Origin of the sequence: Tamlana sp. 2_MG-2023 (assembly GCF_030548465.1) — a bacterium.
In the GTDB taxonomy this organism is placed as follows: Bacteria; Bacteroidota; Bacteroidia; order Flavobacteriales; family Flavobacteriaceae; genus Pseudotamlana.
In genome coordinates this window covers 185,401-203,717 of record NZ_JAUOSF010000008.1, presented here as the reverse complement: position 1 = coordinate 203,717, position 18,317 = coordinate 185,401, and the positions used below count along the sequence as shown (strand labels likewise).

The window sequence follows — 18,317 nt, the reverse complement described above, 5'->3', positions numbered from 1 at the left end:
AGAAACATGAAAAATAAAATAAAAAAATATATAATACTTCCTGTTTTAGGCGCCTTTTTGCTTACAGGTTGTAATGAAGAATCATTTCTAGATCAAACCAATCCAAATACCATAACGACTGAAACGTTTTGGAACACTTCAAATCAATTTCAAACAGGATTAAATACTGTTTATGGAGCGTTACAATTTCAAAATATTAGTGGTGGAGGCCTTGTTTATGAAATGATTATGGGAGATATTGGAGGTACAGAATCTTGGTATGCCCCATTTACCTTCAGAAATTTAACTTATAATGACGGAACGTACTATGTTACAGATAAGTGGAACGAACTTTATGTAGGGATTTTTAGAGCGAACCAAGTTATAGAGAACTTAAAAACAACAGGAGCCACTTTTGAAGACGGAGAGAGAGAAAGTATTGAAGCGCAAGCACGCTTTTTAAGAGCATTCTTTTATTTTCAAGTAGCACATACATATGGTGGAGCAGTAATTCACACAGAAGTTGCTATAAATAAAGAGGATTTTTCTAAACCATTTAGCTCTATGGATGAGGTGACTTCAACTATTATTATTCCAGATTTAGAGTATGCAGAAGCAAACTTGCCACTATCTTGGAGCTCAGATAATTTAGGTCGTATTACTGAAGGTGCAGCTAAAAGTATGCTAGGAAAAGTGTATTTGTATGATCAGAAATTCACCGAAGCAGCTAAATTATTTAAAGAGGTTATTGATTCTGGTGTTTACAGTCTTGTTCCAGATATCATGGATAATTTCACAGATGAAAATGAACTTAATTCAGAATCAATTTTTGAAGTGGCATATAATGCAGATGTAAACCCAGGAGCTAACGGGGCTATCGTAGATGATAATGTTAATGAAACAGGAGCTGAAGCAACAACACTTGCTAGAGCTTTTGGGCAACTAAATTTTGGTGGATATAACACACTATTGCCTTCTTATAGTTTACATGAATTGTATACTAGTGACGAAGTAGACCCTTCTAAGTCAATAAATGATGGTAATATGCATTCACAACGTTTATCGGCTACAATTGCCCCACTGAACGGAGAGACTGATTATTATTTGTTGCCAATTGGAGAACGAGGCGGTTGGGCTTTCGGACAAAGTTCATACATTAAAAAGCATACTAACTGGTACCATTGGAAGCAGGAAGATGCGAACAGTCGTTCTGGAATTAACTTCCGTCACATTCGTCTAGCTGATGTTTATTTAATGTACGCTGAAGCTGTTTTAGAAAGCACAGGAAATGTATCTGAAGCCGTTAAATATATTGATATGGTGCGTGAACGTGCTGCTGTAATTACACTTGAACAGTATATGGCTGATAACGGAGGGGCTTTTCCTCAGTTACATATAAGCAAACAGGTACATGGTACACAGCCTCTGGTTGCACCTAGTAAGGAATCTGTATTAACACATATTCAACGTGTTGAGCGTCCTTTAGAATTAGCGTTTGAGGGTCACCGTTGGAAAGATCTAGTACGTTGGGGTATTGTAAAAGAAGTATTTGATGAATTACGCGCAGATGAAGTTTGGAGAATTAATAACCAAGATATTTTAGAAATATCGGGAGATGGTATTGCTCCATTATTTATTAAGGAGCGTATAAGACCAGATTTTAATCTATCTAGTGCTAATTATCAATCTGCAGCACATGATTATTTTCCAATTCCTGTGCAAGAGCAACAGACTAACGATCAGTTAAACAACTAAAAAAAAACCAATGAAAACATATAAAAATATAGCTAAATATCTATGCATAGCTGCCTTAACTTTTGTAGGCTGTAGTGATGATGACAATGATATGAACCTAGTAGAACCTAGTCATCGCGTGATATACACGAGTCAGATGGATTTTGATAATCAAATTGAAGTAGGGAACTACATCACTTTTGGAGATGTGTCTCCAGGAGTAACTTCTAGAACATGGGGTTTTCCTGAGGATGTAACCAGTATTGAAGGCAATCAGTCTAATGATGATATTGTTAAAGCTTACTTCAACACTCCTGGAGATTATAATGTAACCTTACACCAAGTCTTTAGTGATGACGCCTATGTTGATGAAACATTAATGGGTAAGGAATTAGATACAACCATTGCAGTTCGTGTTTTGGGTCCTGTTGAACTATCGGTTTCAGCTAAGTACATCAACCCAGACGGAACAATTGGAGCTGATTTAAATCTAGCAGACAATGCTCAAAATGAATTACAAGCAGGGCGTTCTATTAGATATTCTTATACGGTAGCAGGAGAACCTGCTACTTCTGCCTGGACTTTTGAAGCAGGTAAGCCGGGAACAGTTGAAAATACTGAAACCATAGATGTGAAATATAGTAGAATGGGAACCTATGGTGTAGAGTTATTCGCTGGACGTGATCGCCCTTTTGGTGAAGATATTGTAACTTTTGAAAATCTAATCACAGTTATAGCGTCAACAGATCCAGTAACTTTAGATGCGGCTTATAACCGTGATAGTTCAGGAGGTGTTTTAAATGTAGAATTTAGTAGAGAAATTGATGCAGCAACTTTAAATGCTTCAGATTTCACCGTAACAGCTACCAATGGAGGTTCAGTTTATACGCCTGCAATAGCTTCTGCTAGTGTAGATTCAAATGAAGGAAATATTGTGATACTAGAATTAGCTGATGTTGTTTACAACGATGATCTAGTGACTATAACTTATACACCAGGTACTTTAAAGACATTAGATCAAGTGGCTGTAGGTCAGATTACAGATGCGCCAATGGTTTTTGTAGGGGCAAACGTAATGGATAACGGTAGTTTTGATGTTGGTTTTGAAAATACCTTCTCTACGGATTGGGTGGACTTAAACTGGGGAAGTCCTTGGGGTATGTTTACATTTAATATTAGTACGGCCCAAGCTTACGACGGTAAACAAAGTGGTTATATTGAAATAGCACCAGCGGGAGGAATGATTCTAGGTCAAGTTGATGGTGCAGGTGCTGTGACCTTTGATGTAGAAGCTGGTAAGTCTTATGAACTTGGTGTTTGGGTTTACTTAGAAGAGTTAGGAAGCCCAGATCCAGCAGGAAACACTCCTGACGTCCGTTTGTATTGGGCGCCTTCAACCAACTGGGGTGTTGCTCCAAATCCAGCATTTACGCCAACGTTTAAAACAGGAGAATGGGTTTATAGTTCACAAATTGTAACCTTTGCAGTAGCTGGACCAACGAATTTACTTATTCGAGGAGATAACCAGTCTAACTCTGAAACATTAAAATTTTACATGGATAATTTAACGCTATTAGAAGCGAATTTAAGACCTTAATTTAGTTTAGTTTATTAAGAATGTTTGTTTAAACCCCAGAAGATTTAAAAGTCTCTGGGGTTTTTTATGTACTTTTTTAAAGTGAATCTTATTTTTATAAATCTGTTTTATTTAATTTATAAATGAATAAACAATTATGTTTGTAATATTAATTAGTTAAATCATTGATTATAAATATTTTAATTTAATATATAAGAGGATATCGTTTTGTTTTATGTTTGGAAATTGACGTCATTTTAAGTTTGATTAACACTGTCAATTAATAATCCAGATAAATCGTCTTCCTTTGTAAATGTTGGTCTATACCATATACACCATCTTCGCCACCAAGACCAGCGGTTTTGTGTCCAGAATGATAGCCTTGAATATAGCCTGTAATTTGTTTATTTATAAAGATGGTTCCAATTTGTAATTGGTCAATTGCTTTTTGGTGAATTTTATAATCATTGGTAAATAAATAAGCCGATAAAGCTTCTTCACGACTGTTATTAATCGCTAAGGCTTCATCAAAACCATCAATCTTAACAATAGGTAGTACAGGCGCGAACAACTCTTGAGAGGTCGTTGCTCCATCATGTTTTACATTGGTTAAAATGGTTGGAGCATACCAGTTTCCTTTTTCAAAAGCAGCGCCTTCTGGACGGCCACCACCCATAACCAATTCAGCTCCGTTTGCGATATCTTGTTTTACCAAGCCATCAACACGGTCTAATCCTGGTGCACTTACATTTGGCCCCATATTCACCGATGAATCAAAGGGATTACCTACTTTAATTTGTTGAACACGTTTAATTAATTTTTCGGTGAACTCATCAGCAATTTTACCATCAACAAACACCATTTCGTTGCAAATACATACTTGTCCGCAATTGGCATATCTAGAGATTGCAGCAGCTTCTACGGCTTTATCAATATCGGCATCTTCTAAGACGATAAAAGGCGCTTTGCCTCCTAATTCTAAAATCAACCCCGTGATATTATTTGCCGCAGCTCGGTACATGGCTCTTCCGGCATTGGTACTTCCTGTTAAGCTAATTAATCTCGTTATCGGACTCTCAACTAGTAAACTTGCGGCTTGAGCATTGGTCGTAGCTACCATGTTCACAACTCCGTTTGGAATCCCTACGGCTTCAACGAGTTTACAGAATTCAGAGCAGGTCGTAGGGGTGAGTTCGTGTGGTTTTAAAATAACAGTATTTCCGGTCACTAAAGCAGGACCGAGTTTTCTTCCGATTAAAGCTAGAGGATAATTGTAAGCGCATAAGGCTACAGTCACGCCAAAAGGCACTTTGTGAATCTCTAGTCTTTCGTTAGGATTTTCAGATGGAAAAATGGCACCTTGAATACGGCGTCCTGCTTCTGCAGCATACTGCATGTAACGCACCGTATCGTCAACCTCGGCTAGGGCTTCGGCATAGGTTTTTCCTTGTTCTTTTACTAAAAGAGTAGCAAAGTGTTCTTTTTGTTCTTTTAGTTTATCACATAAAGCAAAAATGTAATTGGCTCGAGTTTGTGCTGGAGTTAAATGCCAAGCAAACTGTGCTTTTTCTGAAGTTTCTAATGCGTATTGTACGTCATCAGCTGTACAGGCCGTAACCGTGGCATAGGTTTCATTATTAGCGGGGTTTTGCACTTCAAAACGTTCTCTTTTAGAAGCATCTAACCATTCGCCATTTATATAAACTGGGTAATGTGTCATGTCTTGTGCCATAATGGATGTGTTAGTTTTAGTTATTTATAGTTCGGTTTTCTTTTTTCAACAAAGGCTAAAAAGCCTTCTTTGGCGTCATGCGTATCGTAAAGCGCATTGACAGATGCGGTTTCAAAATCTAAAGACTCTTGCAAGGTCATGCCTTTATGCATTTGCACATATTTTTTTATTGCCGCCATGGCTTCTCCTGCTCCAAGTGTTAATTCATGAACATATTGAGCCACTTTTGCTTCAAAGGCATTTGCTGGGTATAATTGATTGAATAAACCATAATCGTATGCTTTTTGAGGAGATATGTTATTTCCTGTAACCAATAATTCCATGGCTCTACTAGCGCCAAGCAAATCAATCATTCTTGGTGTTCCGCCGTTTCCAGGCATGAGGCCTAGTTTTACTTCAGGTAAACCAATCAAGTAATTCCCTTCGGCACCTAAACGGATATCGCAAGCCATAATCATCTCTAATCCACCTCCTAAACAATGTCCGCTCACCGCCGCAATTACAATTTTCGGACTCCTAGAAATGGCTTCAGAGACTGCTCGTGCTGCTAATACCATTTCTGCGTTTTCTTCTGTAGTGTTTTGACTAAATATTTTGATATCAGCACCCGCGCAAAAGAATTTTTCCGAAGTACTGTTTATCAATATCACTTTAACAGTATCGTCTGCACTGGCTTCGTTCACTGTTGCGCTAATTTGTTCTAAAAAGCCTTTGTAATAACTATTGGCTTTAGGTCTATTTAGACTAATCGTGACTAAACCAGGTGTTTTTTTTACAATTAAATATGATGGATTACTGCTCATGTGCGTATTGTTTAATTTACCAATTCTTTGTTAATCGCTTCGGTGTGTTCTCCTAAAATAGGGCTGCCAATTTCTGAAGTTAACCAGTCACCATTTATTTGAATCGGGCAGCGGGTGGTTTTATATTTGTAGTCGTTGGATCTATTTACTTCTTGAACCATTTCTAAGATTTTAAAGGCTTCTTGGTCAAACAATGTTTTCCAATCCATGACTTCGGCACACCAAATATCAGCAGGCTCTAAAACCGCCAACCAATCTTTAGTCTCTTTGGTTTTCAGGTGTTCTGCTAAAATGCCTTTTATTTCATCACGCTTAGTAAACCAACTTTCTGGTTCTGGGTAATTACTTAAAGCTTCACAGCTAATTAATTCTCCAATAAATGGAATAGACCCCATAGCCAAGGCAATCGCGCCATTTTTGGTAGCATAAACCCCATAAGGAGCGCCTAAATAAGCGTGTGCCGAATTACTTTTAGGTCTAAGTGTTGGCTGCCCACCATCTCTAAAGAAACAGGTAATCGATTCAAACTGATATTCAATAGCAGATTCTAGCATACTCACTTCTACTTTAGCCCCAACATGCTGTGTTTGTTTTCGATACAAACTCGCCAAAATGCCTTGTGCGAGATGCGCACCTGATAAAATATCAACAACGGCCAATCCAATAGGGACGGGGCCAGCACCATCGTTTCCGTTTAAAGTGGTTAAACCTGTTAGCGATTGAATGAGTAAGTCTAAGCCAGGTTTGTCTTTCCAAACCCCTTCTTTACCATAGCCCGTTAGTTCAGCGTAAATAATTTGGGGGTTGAGTGCTTTTATTTTATCATAATCAATACCTAACCGATTTGCGACACCAGGTCTGAAATTATGAATTAAAACATCTGCTTTTTCAATGATTTTATAAACTTTTTGCCGTTCAACATCATTCTTCAAGTCAGCTGCGTAACTTTCTTTATTTCTATTAATAGCATGAAACATTGACGATTCGTCATCTAAAACAAGATTTGAGAAATACAGCTCACGACATAAATCACCCGTTTCAGGTTTTTCTATCTTTATAACCCGAGCTCCTAAATCAGCCAATCTTAAACTTGCTGAAGGACCTGATAAATACTGACTAAAATCGACAACTAATATGCCTTCCAATGGTTTACTCATAATGCGTTTAGATTAAATTCATTATCAATGCTTCGATTGTCTTCTCCTACTTTTGGCGCCGATTTTTTATTAAAAATTCGTTTGCCGTCAATACGAATCGGGCAGCGCGTGGTTTTCATGGTGATACCGTCAGAAGTAAGGACGTCTTGGTCCATTTGAAGGGCTTGATAGCCTTCATGAGCTAAAAATTCTTTGTAATTATAAACATCAGAAACTCTAAAATCTAATGGTTCAAAAATTGATAACCAATGTGCTGTGGTTTCTTTAATCAGTTCCGCAGCTAAGAAAGTCATGATGTCATCACGCTTGTTAAACCAAGTTGCTTTGTCTACAAACTCCTCAGGTAATGAAACACCAATGGCTTTAGCTAATTGGTCTAAAGGCGTTAAAGCTATAGAGATGTAACGGTCTTTGGTTTTATAAATACCATAAGGTGCATCAATATAAGCATGAGCATTTCCTTGCTTGGCTCGTTTTGGTAATTGCTTGCCATTATTTAAAAAGGCGGTGAGGACTTCAAACTGAATATCTAAGGTAGATTCTAATAAGCTGACTTCAATTTTAGCCCCTTTTCCAGTTTTATTACGTTGAATTAAAGCTGCTAAAATCCCTTGAACCAAGTGTACACCCGTAAAAATATCAGATGTTGCTAAGCCTGAAGCTGTAGGTTCGTCTGCTTCATTTCCGCTGAGGTTTACAAAACCTGACAAGGACTGAATTAACAAATCTTGTCCTGGTTTTTTAGCCCAAGGTCCAACAGGGCCGTAACCCGATACAACGCCATAAATTAATTTAGGATTGATGGTCGCTACGGTGTTATAGTCTAAACCGATTTTTTCCATAACGCCTGGGCGGAAGTTGTGCGTCATCACATCGGCCTGAGCAATCAGTTTTTTGATACGCTCTAAATCTTCCGGGTCTTTGAGGTTTGCTGCATACGATTGTTTGTTTCTATTGGCGGTATGAAAAACCATACTACTTTCATCAATAAAAATATTTTTAAGCGCAATGCCTCGGCCTGCTTCACCAGTTCCTGGGCGTTCAATTTTTATGACACGCGCCCCTAAATCGGCCATTTTTAATCCCGCCGAAGGCCCTGCCATAAACTGCGCAAACTCTAAAACTGTGATTCCTTTTAATGGTAACATTTATAGTGTTTTAATTTTATTTTTTAAGAGATTCTAGGTACAAATCATTCAGTCCGTCTAAAATATCTTTTGGGCTACCGCCGTTCTTCATAAATTCACGAATTGGAGCCCCTGCACGATCTTGGAAATACATATGTCCGTGATAACGAGGTCTTAAAAAAGCTCTATCTAAAGTAGGTAGGGTGTCTTTAAAGTAATCTAAGGACACAAAGTTATTTGTCGTGTCTAACCAAGCTTCACGATGTCCTGGCTGTCCGCCATAATCAAAAAACACGGTTTTTTGTACTTCTGGCGAGGCCGTGTATTCAGCATATTGTAAAGCAATGTCTTTATTTTCTGAACTTGAAGAAATGGCCAAGCCTGTACCACCTAAAGTAGTGATTAAGTGTTGTCCTTCTAGGGTTACCGTATCGTGAAATTTCAAGATATGATTGGCATAACCACGTTTTGAATAATTGGTGTAGCCATAGGCAAAAGGCGAATAAGCGAACTTATCGGTACGTGTCATGGCTTCATAAACTTTAATGGGGTTCATGTCGTAGCATGATGGATCGATGTGCTTTCCAAGTTCACCAAGAATTTCTAAAGCTTTTAACCCGATTTTTTCAGAAACGAAATAGTTTTTTGTCAAAGCAACATCCTCCCCTAAAGTAGAGCAAATCATATAGAAGCTCATTAAAGTGTCTTGCGGAATTCCAGGAATAGCAACCAAACCTTTTTTGGCTAAATCCATTAAGTCTTCCCAGGTTTTTGGTGTTTCTTTTCCAATTTTTTCTAATAAATCAGGGCGAGAGGCTGCGACAGGGGTAGCCGCATCAATAGCCAAAGCACTTTGGTAGCCGTCAAAGCAGTAGCTCTCGTGTGATTTCCCTACTGAATTCGCTGCTTGGTTGTCTAAAAAAGCTTTAGGCAGGTGTTCGTTTAGCGGAATGATAACGCCTGTACGTGCTGCAAAACCCGCCCATGGGTGGTCTATAATTAATAAATCGTATCGTTTTGCCAATTGGTCAATCGGTTCATCAGCAAAAGCTTGTAGCGAACGTTTTTCCCAAGTGATTTCGACGTGTGGGTTTAATTCGTGGAAGCGTTGCGCAGTTGCCACCGCAGAGGTAAATCCGCGACTGTGATCCCAAGTAATTCCTTTTAATTGAATATTTTTTTGTGACATGATTATAGGGTGATGAGGCTGTCTGAAAAGTGAAGTTTTCGTCAGCCTGAACGCGATTCAGGTTCTCATAATGATTGGTTATCAGTATGATGTGATTCTGAAATAAATTCAGAATGACGTACTTTAATGCTTTCTGGACAGCCTCATCTAATTTTAAAATTTGTATTTATTATTTACTATTCAAATCCTCTAGCTCTAGGCGTTTGGGTACCACTTTCGTATTTTTTACCGTTCTGTCTGGTAAATTCATCAAAGAAGAAGTAGTACGAACCGTATCCGCCGCGACCTTCTGCATTTTCTTGTTCCAAACGTTTCGTTTTCCAAGCTTGGAAATGCGCTGTTGCTTCGGCTTGATCGCCTATTAAAAAGAAATAATCGTTATGTGAAATTTGATTTCCTTTTTTGTCTAGTAATTCTAATTCTACATAGAATTTTTTATCCACTTTGCCTAAAACGTCTTCGTTAATAGCGAAGAATTGTTTGGCGCTATTTTCTTCAATTTCAGAAACTTTGTAGCTTTCCTTGAATAAAACCTTTTTAGAATCATTTAAGATTTTAAAATTGATTTTACAGTTTTTATAGGTTTCATAGAAATCGTTTACCACCCATATGTTACCTACAAAAGGTTCGTCGGTATGCCATCTACGTTTTTTGAATTCAAAGTTTACCAATAAAGGTTGGTAGGCTTTTTGAACAAAATAGTAGGAGTTTTTAGGTTTTTGGTAATTATCAACAATGCCCCATTTCATATCAGGCCAGTAGGTGATGTAGTGACATAAAGCGATGGCGCTTAAACTTGGTTTGTCTCTTCGGAAATGCTCAATACCATTTTGGAAAATAATCCCCTGGGCATCTTGAGTAGCGTTCACAAATTCTTCTAACGAACCTTTCATTTCACTACCAAATACATCCCAGTTCTGCATACGTAAACGGGTTAAATCGGCCCAGTGGTGTCCCCAACTTAAACCAGGGGTCCATAGTTCTTCTTCAGGGATAAATTTCTTTAAACTTTCTACCGATGGCACCGAGGTAATCGCAAATTCAGGAACAATAGGGTAGCCGTCGGCCTTGGTTTGGTACCAATCTTCGTGTAACCACTCGCCCATATCGTAGAAATAACGTAAGGCATGCACCGCTTCTTTAGGTTTAAAACCAGCTTGTTGTGCTACGTGATCGGTCATTGGAGAATCTGGCACATAAGGTAGGGGTGCGTAAGCTTGTAAAGAATCACCCAAACGCTCTAAAAACTTTCTACCAGCGATAGGATCACGGGTACGGAACATCATTTCTTCACCACCTTCCATCATGATAAGCGATGGGTGGTTACGACGTTCTTTAATCACTTTAACACCTTCATTAAAAATGGCTGAAACGTTTTCTTCTTCCATAGGAATATTTCCAGTACCTAACGGAATCATATCTTGCCAGATGGTCATTCCCATTTCATCAGCATACTGATAGAATTCTGGGATTTCTGGTGGGTGCCATCCAAAAATTCGGATGTTATTCATATTCATTTCTTTGGCTAAACGAATCAGCTCAAAGTATTCTTCTTTACTTGTTCTTCCTGTGAAAATATCTGGTGGTCCACCCCAACATGCCGAACGGATAAAGTGAAATTTCCCGTTGATGTAGGTAGAACGCGGGAAGGTCACATCTACATCTTTTTTAAAGCCAGGATTCCATTTAGAGGTCACTTCACGAATACCAAAAGTAGTTTCGTTAACATCTTGGTTGACATCACCATCTTTTAAGGAAATTTTCATTTGGTATAAATTAGGATCACCTAAATCCCAAGGCCACCATAATTTTGGTTCATCTAAATGAACGGTATGCTTTACAAGGTGTTTTCCAGGAGCAACATTTTTAGAAAACTTCATGTTTATCTTTTTAGATTCGAAGTTTTTACCTTCTAAAGACACTACAAAGTCCATGTTTTTGGTTGCTCCCGATTTGTTTTCAACCGTTAATTCTAGGTTGACATCGGCAGAGCCATCATCGTTTATTTTATTGTTGGCATATACATCATCAAAACGCACTTTTCCGCTGCGTACCATTTTTACAGGACGCCAGATGCCCATAGGAGCTACATCACGCCAGTAATCACCAAACCATGGTGTTTTCTTACCAGCCACGAACGCATTGACCTGTGGAGCAGGGTTAATCTTAACAATTAGCATGTTTTGAGCCTTAAGGTAATCGTGCCCACTAACACGTAAAAATTCATTAACATTGAATGAGAAGCCTGAAAAGGCCCCTTCGTTTTTACCTAAATAATGGCCGTTTAGCCAAACTTCACAACTGTAATCAACACCTTCAAAAACGAGGTCTACAAGTTGGTTTTCAACACCTTCTTTCACTTGAAACTGGTAGGCGTACCACCATTCGTACTGTTGTACCCATTGGGCTTTGACGCTGTTTCTTCCAAAATAAGGGTCTTCAATTACGCCAGCTTTCCATAAATCGGTGTACACGTCGCCCGGTACTTGGGCGTTGTTCCATACTAATGTTTCAATGTCTTCTGCAGGGAGTTTGTGTAAGCCACGTTTTACGCCTTCGCCAGGAAGCATCATTTTAAAGCGCCACTTCATACCACTGAAATCTCTAACCGACTGACTATTTTCATCGTGAGAATAGGTGGTGTTAGGTTGTGCAAATGTTATCATGGAGCTCGCGAAGAGGCATAAACAGCACCATATAACTTTTAAGGGTTTTGTATTCATAGTTAGTTTAATTATTATTCATTGGTAAATATAATATTTATATTTGAATAAATTTGTTAAAAATAGTATCTTTACTTCAAGAATCTTAATTTAGCCACCAATTAAAAAGATACTATGAGCAAATATGTAGCACCGGCTTTAGATAAAGGATTGGATATTTTAGAATATTTATCTGAGATAAAAATTCCACAATCCCAAGGGGAAATCGCACAAGGACTTAATAAGTCGCCTAACGAATTGTACCGTATGCTGGTTTGTTTAGAGCAAAGAGGTTATTTAATTAAAAGTCTGAGCTCGGGTAAATATGCTTTATCTTTAAAATTATATCAATTGTCTCATAGGCATAGTCCTATAGATGGTTTATTAAAATCGGCCAAACCTGTAATTGAAGAATTGGCCAATGTGACCAATCAATCGTGTCACTTAAGTATGATTTACCAAGGTAAACTCATGGTGGTTTCTCAAATGAGAAGTCCAGGTCCTGTTTCCCTTTCTATTGAAGAAGGGAGCTTATTTCCTTTAACAAAAACGGCTTCTGGTAGAGTGTTGATGGCATTTTTAGATTCGGAGAAAACCCAACGTCTTTTAGAGGATGATGCGGAATTTTCTACTTTATCCAAAAAGGATCAAAAAGCATTTTTGTTACAATTGGATTCTATAAAAACGAATGGTCATGAAATTTCTCAAAGTGACCTCACCATGGGAGTAACCGATATTGCCGTTCCTGTTGGTAATCCGGATTTAGTAACTTACTGCGCCTTAGCAATTTCATCATTAACTTCTATAAATGAAAAAAACAAATCTGGGGCTGTTTTCATAGATAAATTATTAGAAGCATCAAATACGATAAAATCGCTAATTGGTGAACAGTAATTATTTTTGAGTATCTATAAATTGTCAAATAACTCAAAGTATTTTTTTCCGTACCTTTCTGAATTCAGGCAGGTACGGAGTTTAGAAAGCATTTTTTATTAATGTTTTACTATAATGTGTTTGGTGGTACTACCTTTTTCGGTCATTACTTTCATAAAATAACTTCCGCTTTTTAAATTTTCAGTAGAAACCGTTTTTATATTGTTTTTTTGTTCTAAAGCCTTTGCGCCTAAAATATTGTAAATTTCAATACCTGTTAAAGCGCTTTCCGTATGAATGTTTATTATGTTATTTGCAGGGTTAGGGAAAAGTTTTACTTGGTTTATTTCTGCATTGGAAACACTTAACGCGTTTAAAAAACCAAATTCAATTTTATCCATATTCCATTGCCAATCGTTTGTACCAGAGGCAACAATTTTTATGTCATGCGTTCCTGTAGGAAGTGTTATGGTAGAACCCGCAGTAAGTTCTTGGTAATTGTCCCAATCGCCGTTATTTGGTACGGAATCGTCGCTAATTAATACGCCATTTAAATAAATAGAAACACCTGCATTATCTGCTGGAGTTGAAATTTGGTAATTAATTTCATATACTCCTGTTTCGGCAGCAGTAACATCTAATTTGTATTCGGCGTAATCTTCTTTGTTTACATGATTAATTGTTGTGGTTGCTTTATTTACTCCAAACGGAACAACACCATCGTCAAAAGTTCCCCCTGTAGTATGAAAATCTTCCGCTTCTATAATTAGAGAGTGCGAGTTGGAACCACCAGAAGCAGGGTCGTTTACTGGTTTATAAACACGTACCCAGTCTACTTTCATTTGGTTTTTCGCAGGGTTGTTTAAATCGGCATTAGAAGGTGTAGAACCAGTTAACCAACTTTGGGATTCCATATTGATTATAATATCCATTTCCTTGGTGAAACCTCTTGCTTCAACCGTCACACCATTTCCGTCGTCATCATTATCGTCACCGCCTTGAAACCAAGCAGGGTCAATTACATTATAGCCGTTAGACGCATTGGATGCCGCTTGTAAAGTATTAAAATTATATACACTTGATGTAGCATGTACCGTAACATCGGTATATCCAGAACCATTGTTTGTAGGTAATTTATAGCCATTTACATCCCAGTTCATAGAATTGAAATAGGTATATTCCCAAGTCCCGTTGAATTTTGTAGCGATGGCATTGTAGTACATTACACGAACTAGCTCGCCGTCTATATAATATTCGAAGTGTTTTGGACTAATCCAATTTACGCCCATTCGCATATAACGACGATCTCCGCCATTATTGTAACACCAGTCGCCCCAACCGTAGCTTTGAGAAACTCTACTGTCTGGAAACCAGGAATTCCAATCCCTTGGTTGGTAATCGGTAAAAGGACTACGAACAAAAGAGTGATGACTAATGTGTGTTAAATGTTTGAAACCGTTAACACCACCGTAGTTTTCAATAATGTCTATTTCTTCGGTATCGTCTGGACTTAATAGCCAAAAACAAGATGCCAAAGAAATATTGGCAACACTAATAGCTGATTCTACATATACAGGATACTTCACTTTATTGGTGGAAGTAACACAGCCAGAAGCAACGCCATAGCTGCCTCCTTTGCCGTTTTCGGAAGTATAGCCAACGTTAATTACTAAATCGCTGCCATCTACGGTAACGTTTTCATTTTTCCAATAGGTGTAGCCAGGGCCATCCCAAGCATTGTGGTAAAAGTTATACCATTTGTTATTTGTGCCAAAATTAGACCATGAGGTGGAATTGAAGTTGTAATTAAAATCATCGGAGACATTGTCTTGGAGTTCCCAGATGTTTCCTGATCCTGCGTCTGCTGGTACGGGGATTCCCGACCAGTCTTGCGCTTGTGTGCTTAGCACAAATAAAAATAATAGTTTTGTTAATTTGTTGAATTTAGTCATGGTTAAATTTAAATAGATTTGGTAAAGTTTAAAGGTTGAAAAAAAACGAGGACCAAATTAAAAACTAGACTAGACTAAAACTGAACAAGACAGTGAAATTAGGGGGTTTGGCGCTATGGCTACTAAAGGAAATACATTTTTTTAGGCTTGTTTTGAAATGTGTTTATTGAAAAATAAAAGCGAATCGTTCACGTGTTCTTGCCAATATGGCCATTCATGTGCGCCTTCAAATTCTTCGTAGCTATGTGGAATGTTTTTAGATACTAAATTTTGATGTAAACTGCGGTTATACTCAATTAATAAATCATTTTTTCCGCAGTCAAAACGCAGGGGAGGTAAATTGGTTTTATTCTGAAGGATGACCTGAAATACATCTTCTAAAGTACCGTCGGTTTGCTTGTAATTCGATTCGTTTTCTTCCACAAATAAATGCATTTGGTTGCTGTTTGTTATCGACGAATGTGCCGAAATGGCGCTGTATTTTCCGGTATATTTAGCGCCTAATCTCAAGGCCCCATAGCCGCCCATGGACAGTCCAGAAATAAAAAGGGGAGAGGCTTCGCTTGTGCAATCTATGTTTTCTATAATGGCGTCTACTACATCGTTTACAATCCACGATTCATAATTGGCATTAGTTTGCGGTACATACCCAGATCCATCGCCCCAAAGTCCGTCGGATGGCATGGCGATAACCATGGGTTTTATAAGGCCAGCTTCCATCATTTTTAATGCAGTAAAATGTACGCCTGCTTTATGCGCCCAAATCCAAGCACTTCCATAAACCCCATGGAGCAAGGTTACTATTGGAAGGTTTTTTAGGGTTTTAAAAGGAGGTACAAACACACAAATGTCGCCTCGACCATTTAGATTAGGGGTTTTAACGGTGATAAATCTCAGGTTATTCGATTCAAATTGGGGGTCGGATATTTCGGTAGTTTTAAATTTTGAAGGCATAATTGGTTATTTTACGATAAGAGAATTATGGATTGCAGAAAAATCTCCAGAAGTTGTTTTGATACTAACGTTTCCTGTGTTAGTCGATTTTACATAAATCACCGCTTGCCCGTTAAAGAATTTTCGTTGTGGTTTGCTGAGGTTTTGCATGTTGGTAGGATCGCCATTTCCGGAAGCGTAGAACTTTGCAGCTCCGGTAACTTCTATGTTCATGTTTTCGTTGAAATGCGGACATAAATTACCATTTTTATCCAACATAGAAACCACATAAACGCCAACTTCACCAGAATTAATACTTTCAATTTCAGGTTCTATTTTAATATGGTGCGGTTTGCCTGCGGTTACCCGTGTCATTTCGGCTGCCTTTTTACCTTTTGTGTTATAGGCAACGACTTTTACTTCGCCCGGTTCGTAAACCACATTGTCCCAAACTATAGCATACGCTTTGGTTAAATCCCAGTTGCCACCTCCAGAGGCTTCTACTTTAATATCGGAGTTTTCAAAATTTAAAGATTCTAATGGTTTTTTAGTTTGTATGCCATAACTTTTTCCGTTTACAAATAATTCAGCTTTATCATAGGAAGTGTAACATACTACAGGGAATGATTTTACCTCCAATTCTGGCCAAGTCCAATGCGGAAAGAAATGCAATACGTCTTTGTCTTTACGCCATTGGGTTTGATATAGGTAGTATTTATCTTTTTCCAGACCAACAAAATCTACAGGAGCAAAATAGGAACTTCTAGATTTGGCATGGTGGTACGGGGAGGGTTCGCCTAAATAATCGTAGCCTGTCCAAACAAATTCACCATAAACCGACGTGTTTTTTTCTTGAGAAGCAAACTCTTTAACAGGAGGATAGCCCCAAGGTACCTGAGTGGATTCGTAATTTCCAGGAAGCCCGTCTGGAAAAACAAAGGTGTTTAACGACGCACCTCGTTTGTTATGCAAAGTATCGTAAACCACAGGGAATTTGTAGCTGTTCCTCACACTTACGGTACCACCAGTTTCGCTTGCGTAGAATTTTAAATTCGGATATTTTTTACGAATAGCAGCATAAACACCGGGTTTGTAGTTAAAACCAGCAACATCTACAGTAGAAGCCATACCGCTTACCAAAGCATTATTTGCTGAATTAAAACCAGCCGTTGTCGCACGTGTGGTGTCTAAAGTTTTTACAATATCGTTTAAGTATTTCGTGATCTTATTTGGGTCACGTTGGTATTGTTCTAGTATTTCGTTTCCAATACTCCACATAATAATACTCGGGTGGTTGCGATCCCTTAAAATCATATCGGTAAGATCGGTTTTAGACCATGTATCAAAATCTTTAGAATAACCATTAGTAACCTTTCCTATTTGCCATTCGTCGAACGCTTCATCTATGGCTAAAAGCCCCATTTCGTCGCATACATCCAAAGCTTCTGGGGCTGGCGGATTGTGAGAAAACCGGATAGCATTTACACCCATGGCTTTCATTTTTTTCATCTGTCTTACAAATAATTCCCTATGAAAAGCGGCTCCCGAAGGTCCTAAATCGTGGTGCATGTTTACGCCTTGAAAACGAATTTGCTTATCATTTAAATAAAAACCATCTACTTCAAATCGTATGGAGCGAATTCCGAAACGCGTTTCATAAGTATCGATGATGTTATCGCCTTCTAAAATGGAGGTTTTTAAAGTGTATAAATTTGGAGATTCTAGGTCCCATAATTGGGGTTTAGAAACTTCAAAGGTTTCACTAAGTGTTTTTTCAGAAGAAATATTAGTATTCGTCGTTTTGGTGGCAACTAGTTTTCCATTTGGATCTATAATATCGTTTTTAATCGTAAAATGGCCTTCGCCAAGGAGTTCTAGCTTCACCTGAACGCTAGCATTTTTTTTGCTTATTTTTGGTGTGGTTACAAAAGTTCCCCAGGTTTTTACGTGGGTTTTTTGGGTTTTTATAACAGATACTTTTCGGTACAATCCTGCGCCAGGATACCAACGGGATTGCGTATTGTAATTTTCTAAACGTACCGCAATCGTATTTTTTCCAGCTTTTAAGAATTTGCTGATATCAAAATAAAAGGAAATATAACCAAACGGACGCTCGCCAACATATTCCCCATTAATATAAACTTTGGAACTGCTCATAGCACCATCGAATAGTAGTTGTACTTTTTGGGATAAATCTGATGGTGAAACTTGGTAATTCGTGCGGTACCAACCTACGCCAACGTAAGGCAAAGCACCACTTCGTCCTGTTCGGTAATTGGGTTTGGTTTCGCCATCTTGTACCACCATAGTGAGTTGCACGTCGTTAGCAAAGTCAAAATCACCTTCTACCGCCCAATCGTGCGGGATGCTCACTTCATGCCAGTCGGAATCATCAAAATCTTCCTGAAAAGCAGCTCCTGCATCGTATTTTGAAAATTTCCAATTTGTTAGTAATTCAACAGTGCGGGATTGTGCTTGTATTTTTGTAACGACTAGTGTTATAACAAAGCAAATTAGGCTTAAGGTGGTTCTCATACCAATGGGTTTAGTTGTTTGTATA

General features: G+C 38.2%; 12 protein-coding genes. 3 read left to right on the top strand and 9 right to left on the bottom strand.

Annotated features, from left to right (window positions below; genetic code table 11):
• The first annotated feature begins 6 nt into the window (after positions 1-6).
• Both Q4566_RS14005 and Q4566_RS14000 read left to right on the top strand, forming a co-directional pair.
• Positions 7-1,734, top strand: coding sequence for a RagB/SusD family nutrient uptake outer membrane protein (locus tag Q4566_RS14005; RefSeq protein ID WP_303422394.1), 1,728 nt, complete (start codon positions 7-9; stop codon positions 1,732-1,734).
• A gap of 10 nt (positions 1,735-1,744) precedes the next feature.
• The gene (locus tag Q4566_RS14000; protein WP_303422391.1) at positions 1,745-3,310 is read left to right on the top strand and encodes a hypothetical protein; all 1,566 of its coding nucleotides are present in this window, start codon (positions 1,745-1,747) and stop codon (positions 3,308-3,310) included.
• A gap of 259 nt (positions 3,311-3,569) precedes the next feature.
• Here the strand turns inward: Q4566_RS14000 and Q4566_RS13995 are convergent, their stop codons facing one another.
• From Q4566_RS13995 to Q4566_RS13970, 6 genes are all read right to left on the bottom strand, one after another.
• Positions 3,570-5,021: an aldehyde dehydrogenase family protein gene (locus Q4566_RS13995; RefSeq protein ID WP_303422387.1), complete on the bottom strand. Its 1,452-nt coding sequence runs from the start codon at positions 5,019-5,021 to the stop codon at positions 3,570-3,572.
• Positions 5,022-5,041: 20 nt separating this feature from the next.
• Complete coding sequence (locus Q4566_RS13990; protein WP_303422383.1) at positions 5,042-5,824, bottom strand: enoyl-CoA hydratase/isomerase family protein; 783 nt, start codon at positions 5,822-5,824, stop codon at positions 5,042-5,044.
• 11 nt (positions 5,825-5,835) lie between these two features.
• The gene (locus Q4566_RS13985) at positions 5,836-6,981 is read right to left on the bottom strand and encodes a CaiB/BaiF CoA-transferase family protein (RefSeq protein ID WP_303422380.1); all 1,146 of its coding nucleotides are present in this window, start codon (positions 6,979-6,981) and stop codon (positions 5,836-5,838) included.
• Positions 6,978-8,129, bottom strand: a complete 1,152-nt coding sequence (locus tag Q4566_RS13980) for a CaiB/BaiF CoA-transferase family protein (protein WP_303422378.1) — start codon at positions 8,127-8,129, stop codon at positions 6,978-6,980. The genes Q4566_RS13985 and Q4566_RS13980 overlap by 4 nt, the downstream gene beginning before the upstream one ends.
• 16 nt (positions 8,130-8,145) lie before the next feature.
• Positions 8,146-9,297 carry an ABC transporter substrate-binding protein gene (locus tag Q4566_RS13975; protein WP_303422375.1) on the bottom strand — a complete coding sequence of 384 codons (1,152 nt, stop codon included), beginning with the start codon at positions 9,295-9,297 and terminating at the stop codon, positions 8,146-8,148.
• Between the two features lie 176 nt (positions 9,298-9,473).
• Positions 9,474-11,963 carry a glycoside hydrolase family 2 protein gene (locus Q4566_RS13970; protein ID WP_303422373.1) on the bottom strand — a complete coding sequence of 830 codons (2,490 nt, stop codon included), beginning with the start codon at positions 11,961-11,963 and terminating at the stop codon, positions 9,474-9,476.
• 171 nt (positions 11,964-12,134) lie between these two features.
• On the opposite strand from Q4566_RS13970, the gene Q4566_RS13965 reads away from it, so the two are divergent.
• The gene (locus Q4566_RS13965) at positions 12,135-12,893 is read left to right on the top strand and encodes an IclR family transcriptional regulator (RefSeq protein ID WP_303422370.1); all 759 of its coding nucleotides are present in this window, start codon (positions 12,135-12,137) and stop codon (positions 12,891-12,893) included.
• A gap of 98 nt (positions 12,894-12,991) precedes the next feature.
• Here the strand turns inward: Q4566_RS13965 and Q4566_RS13960 are convergent, their stop codons facing one another.
• The 3 genes from Q4566_RS13960 to Q4566_RS13950 form a co-directional block, all read right to left on the bottom strand.
• Entirely contained in the window at positions 12,992-14,824 is a 1,833-nt protein-coding gene (locus tag Q4566_RS13960) for a T9SS type A sorting domain-containing protein (protein WP_303422367.1), read from the bottom strand.
• Positions 14,825-14,965: 141 nt separating this feature from the next.
• Positions 14,966-15,778, bottom strand: coding sequence for an alpha/beta hydrolase family protein (locus Q4566_RS13955; RefSeq protein WP_303422364.1), 813 nt, complete (start codon positions 15,776-15,778; stop codon positions 14,966-14,968).
• A gap of 6 nt (positions 15,779-15,784) precedes the next feature.
• Positions 15,785-18,292, bottom strand: coding sequence for a glycoside hydrolase family 2 TIM barrel-domain containing protein (locus tag Q4566_RS13950; protein WP_303422362.1), 2,508 nt, complete (start codon positions 18,290-18,292; stop codon positions 15,785-15,787).
• Positions 18,293-18,317: the final 25 nt, after the last annotated feature.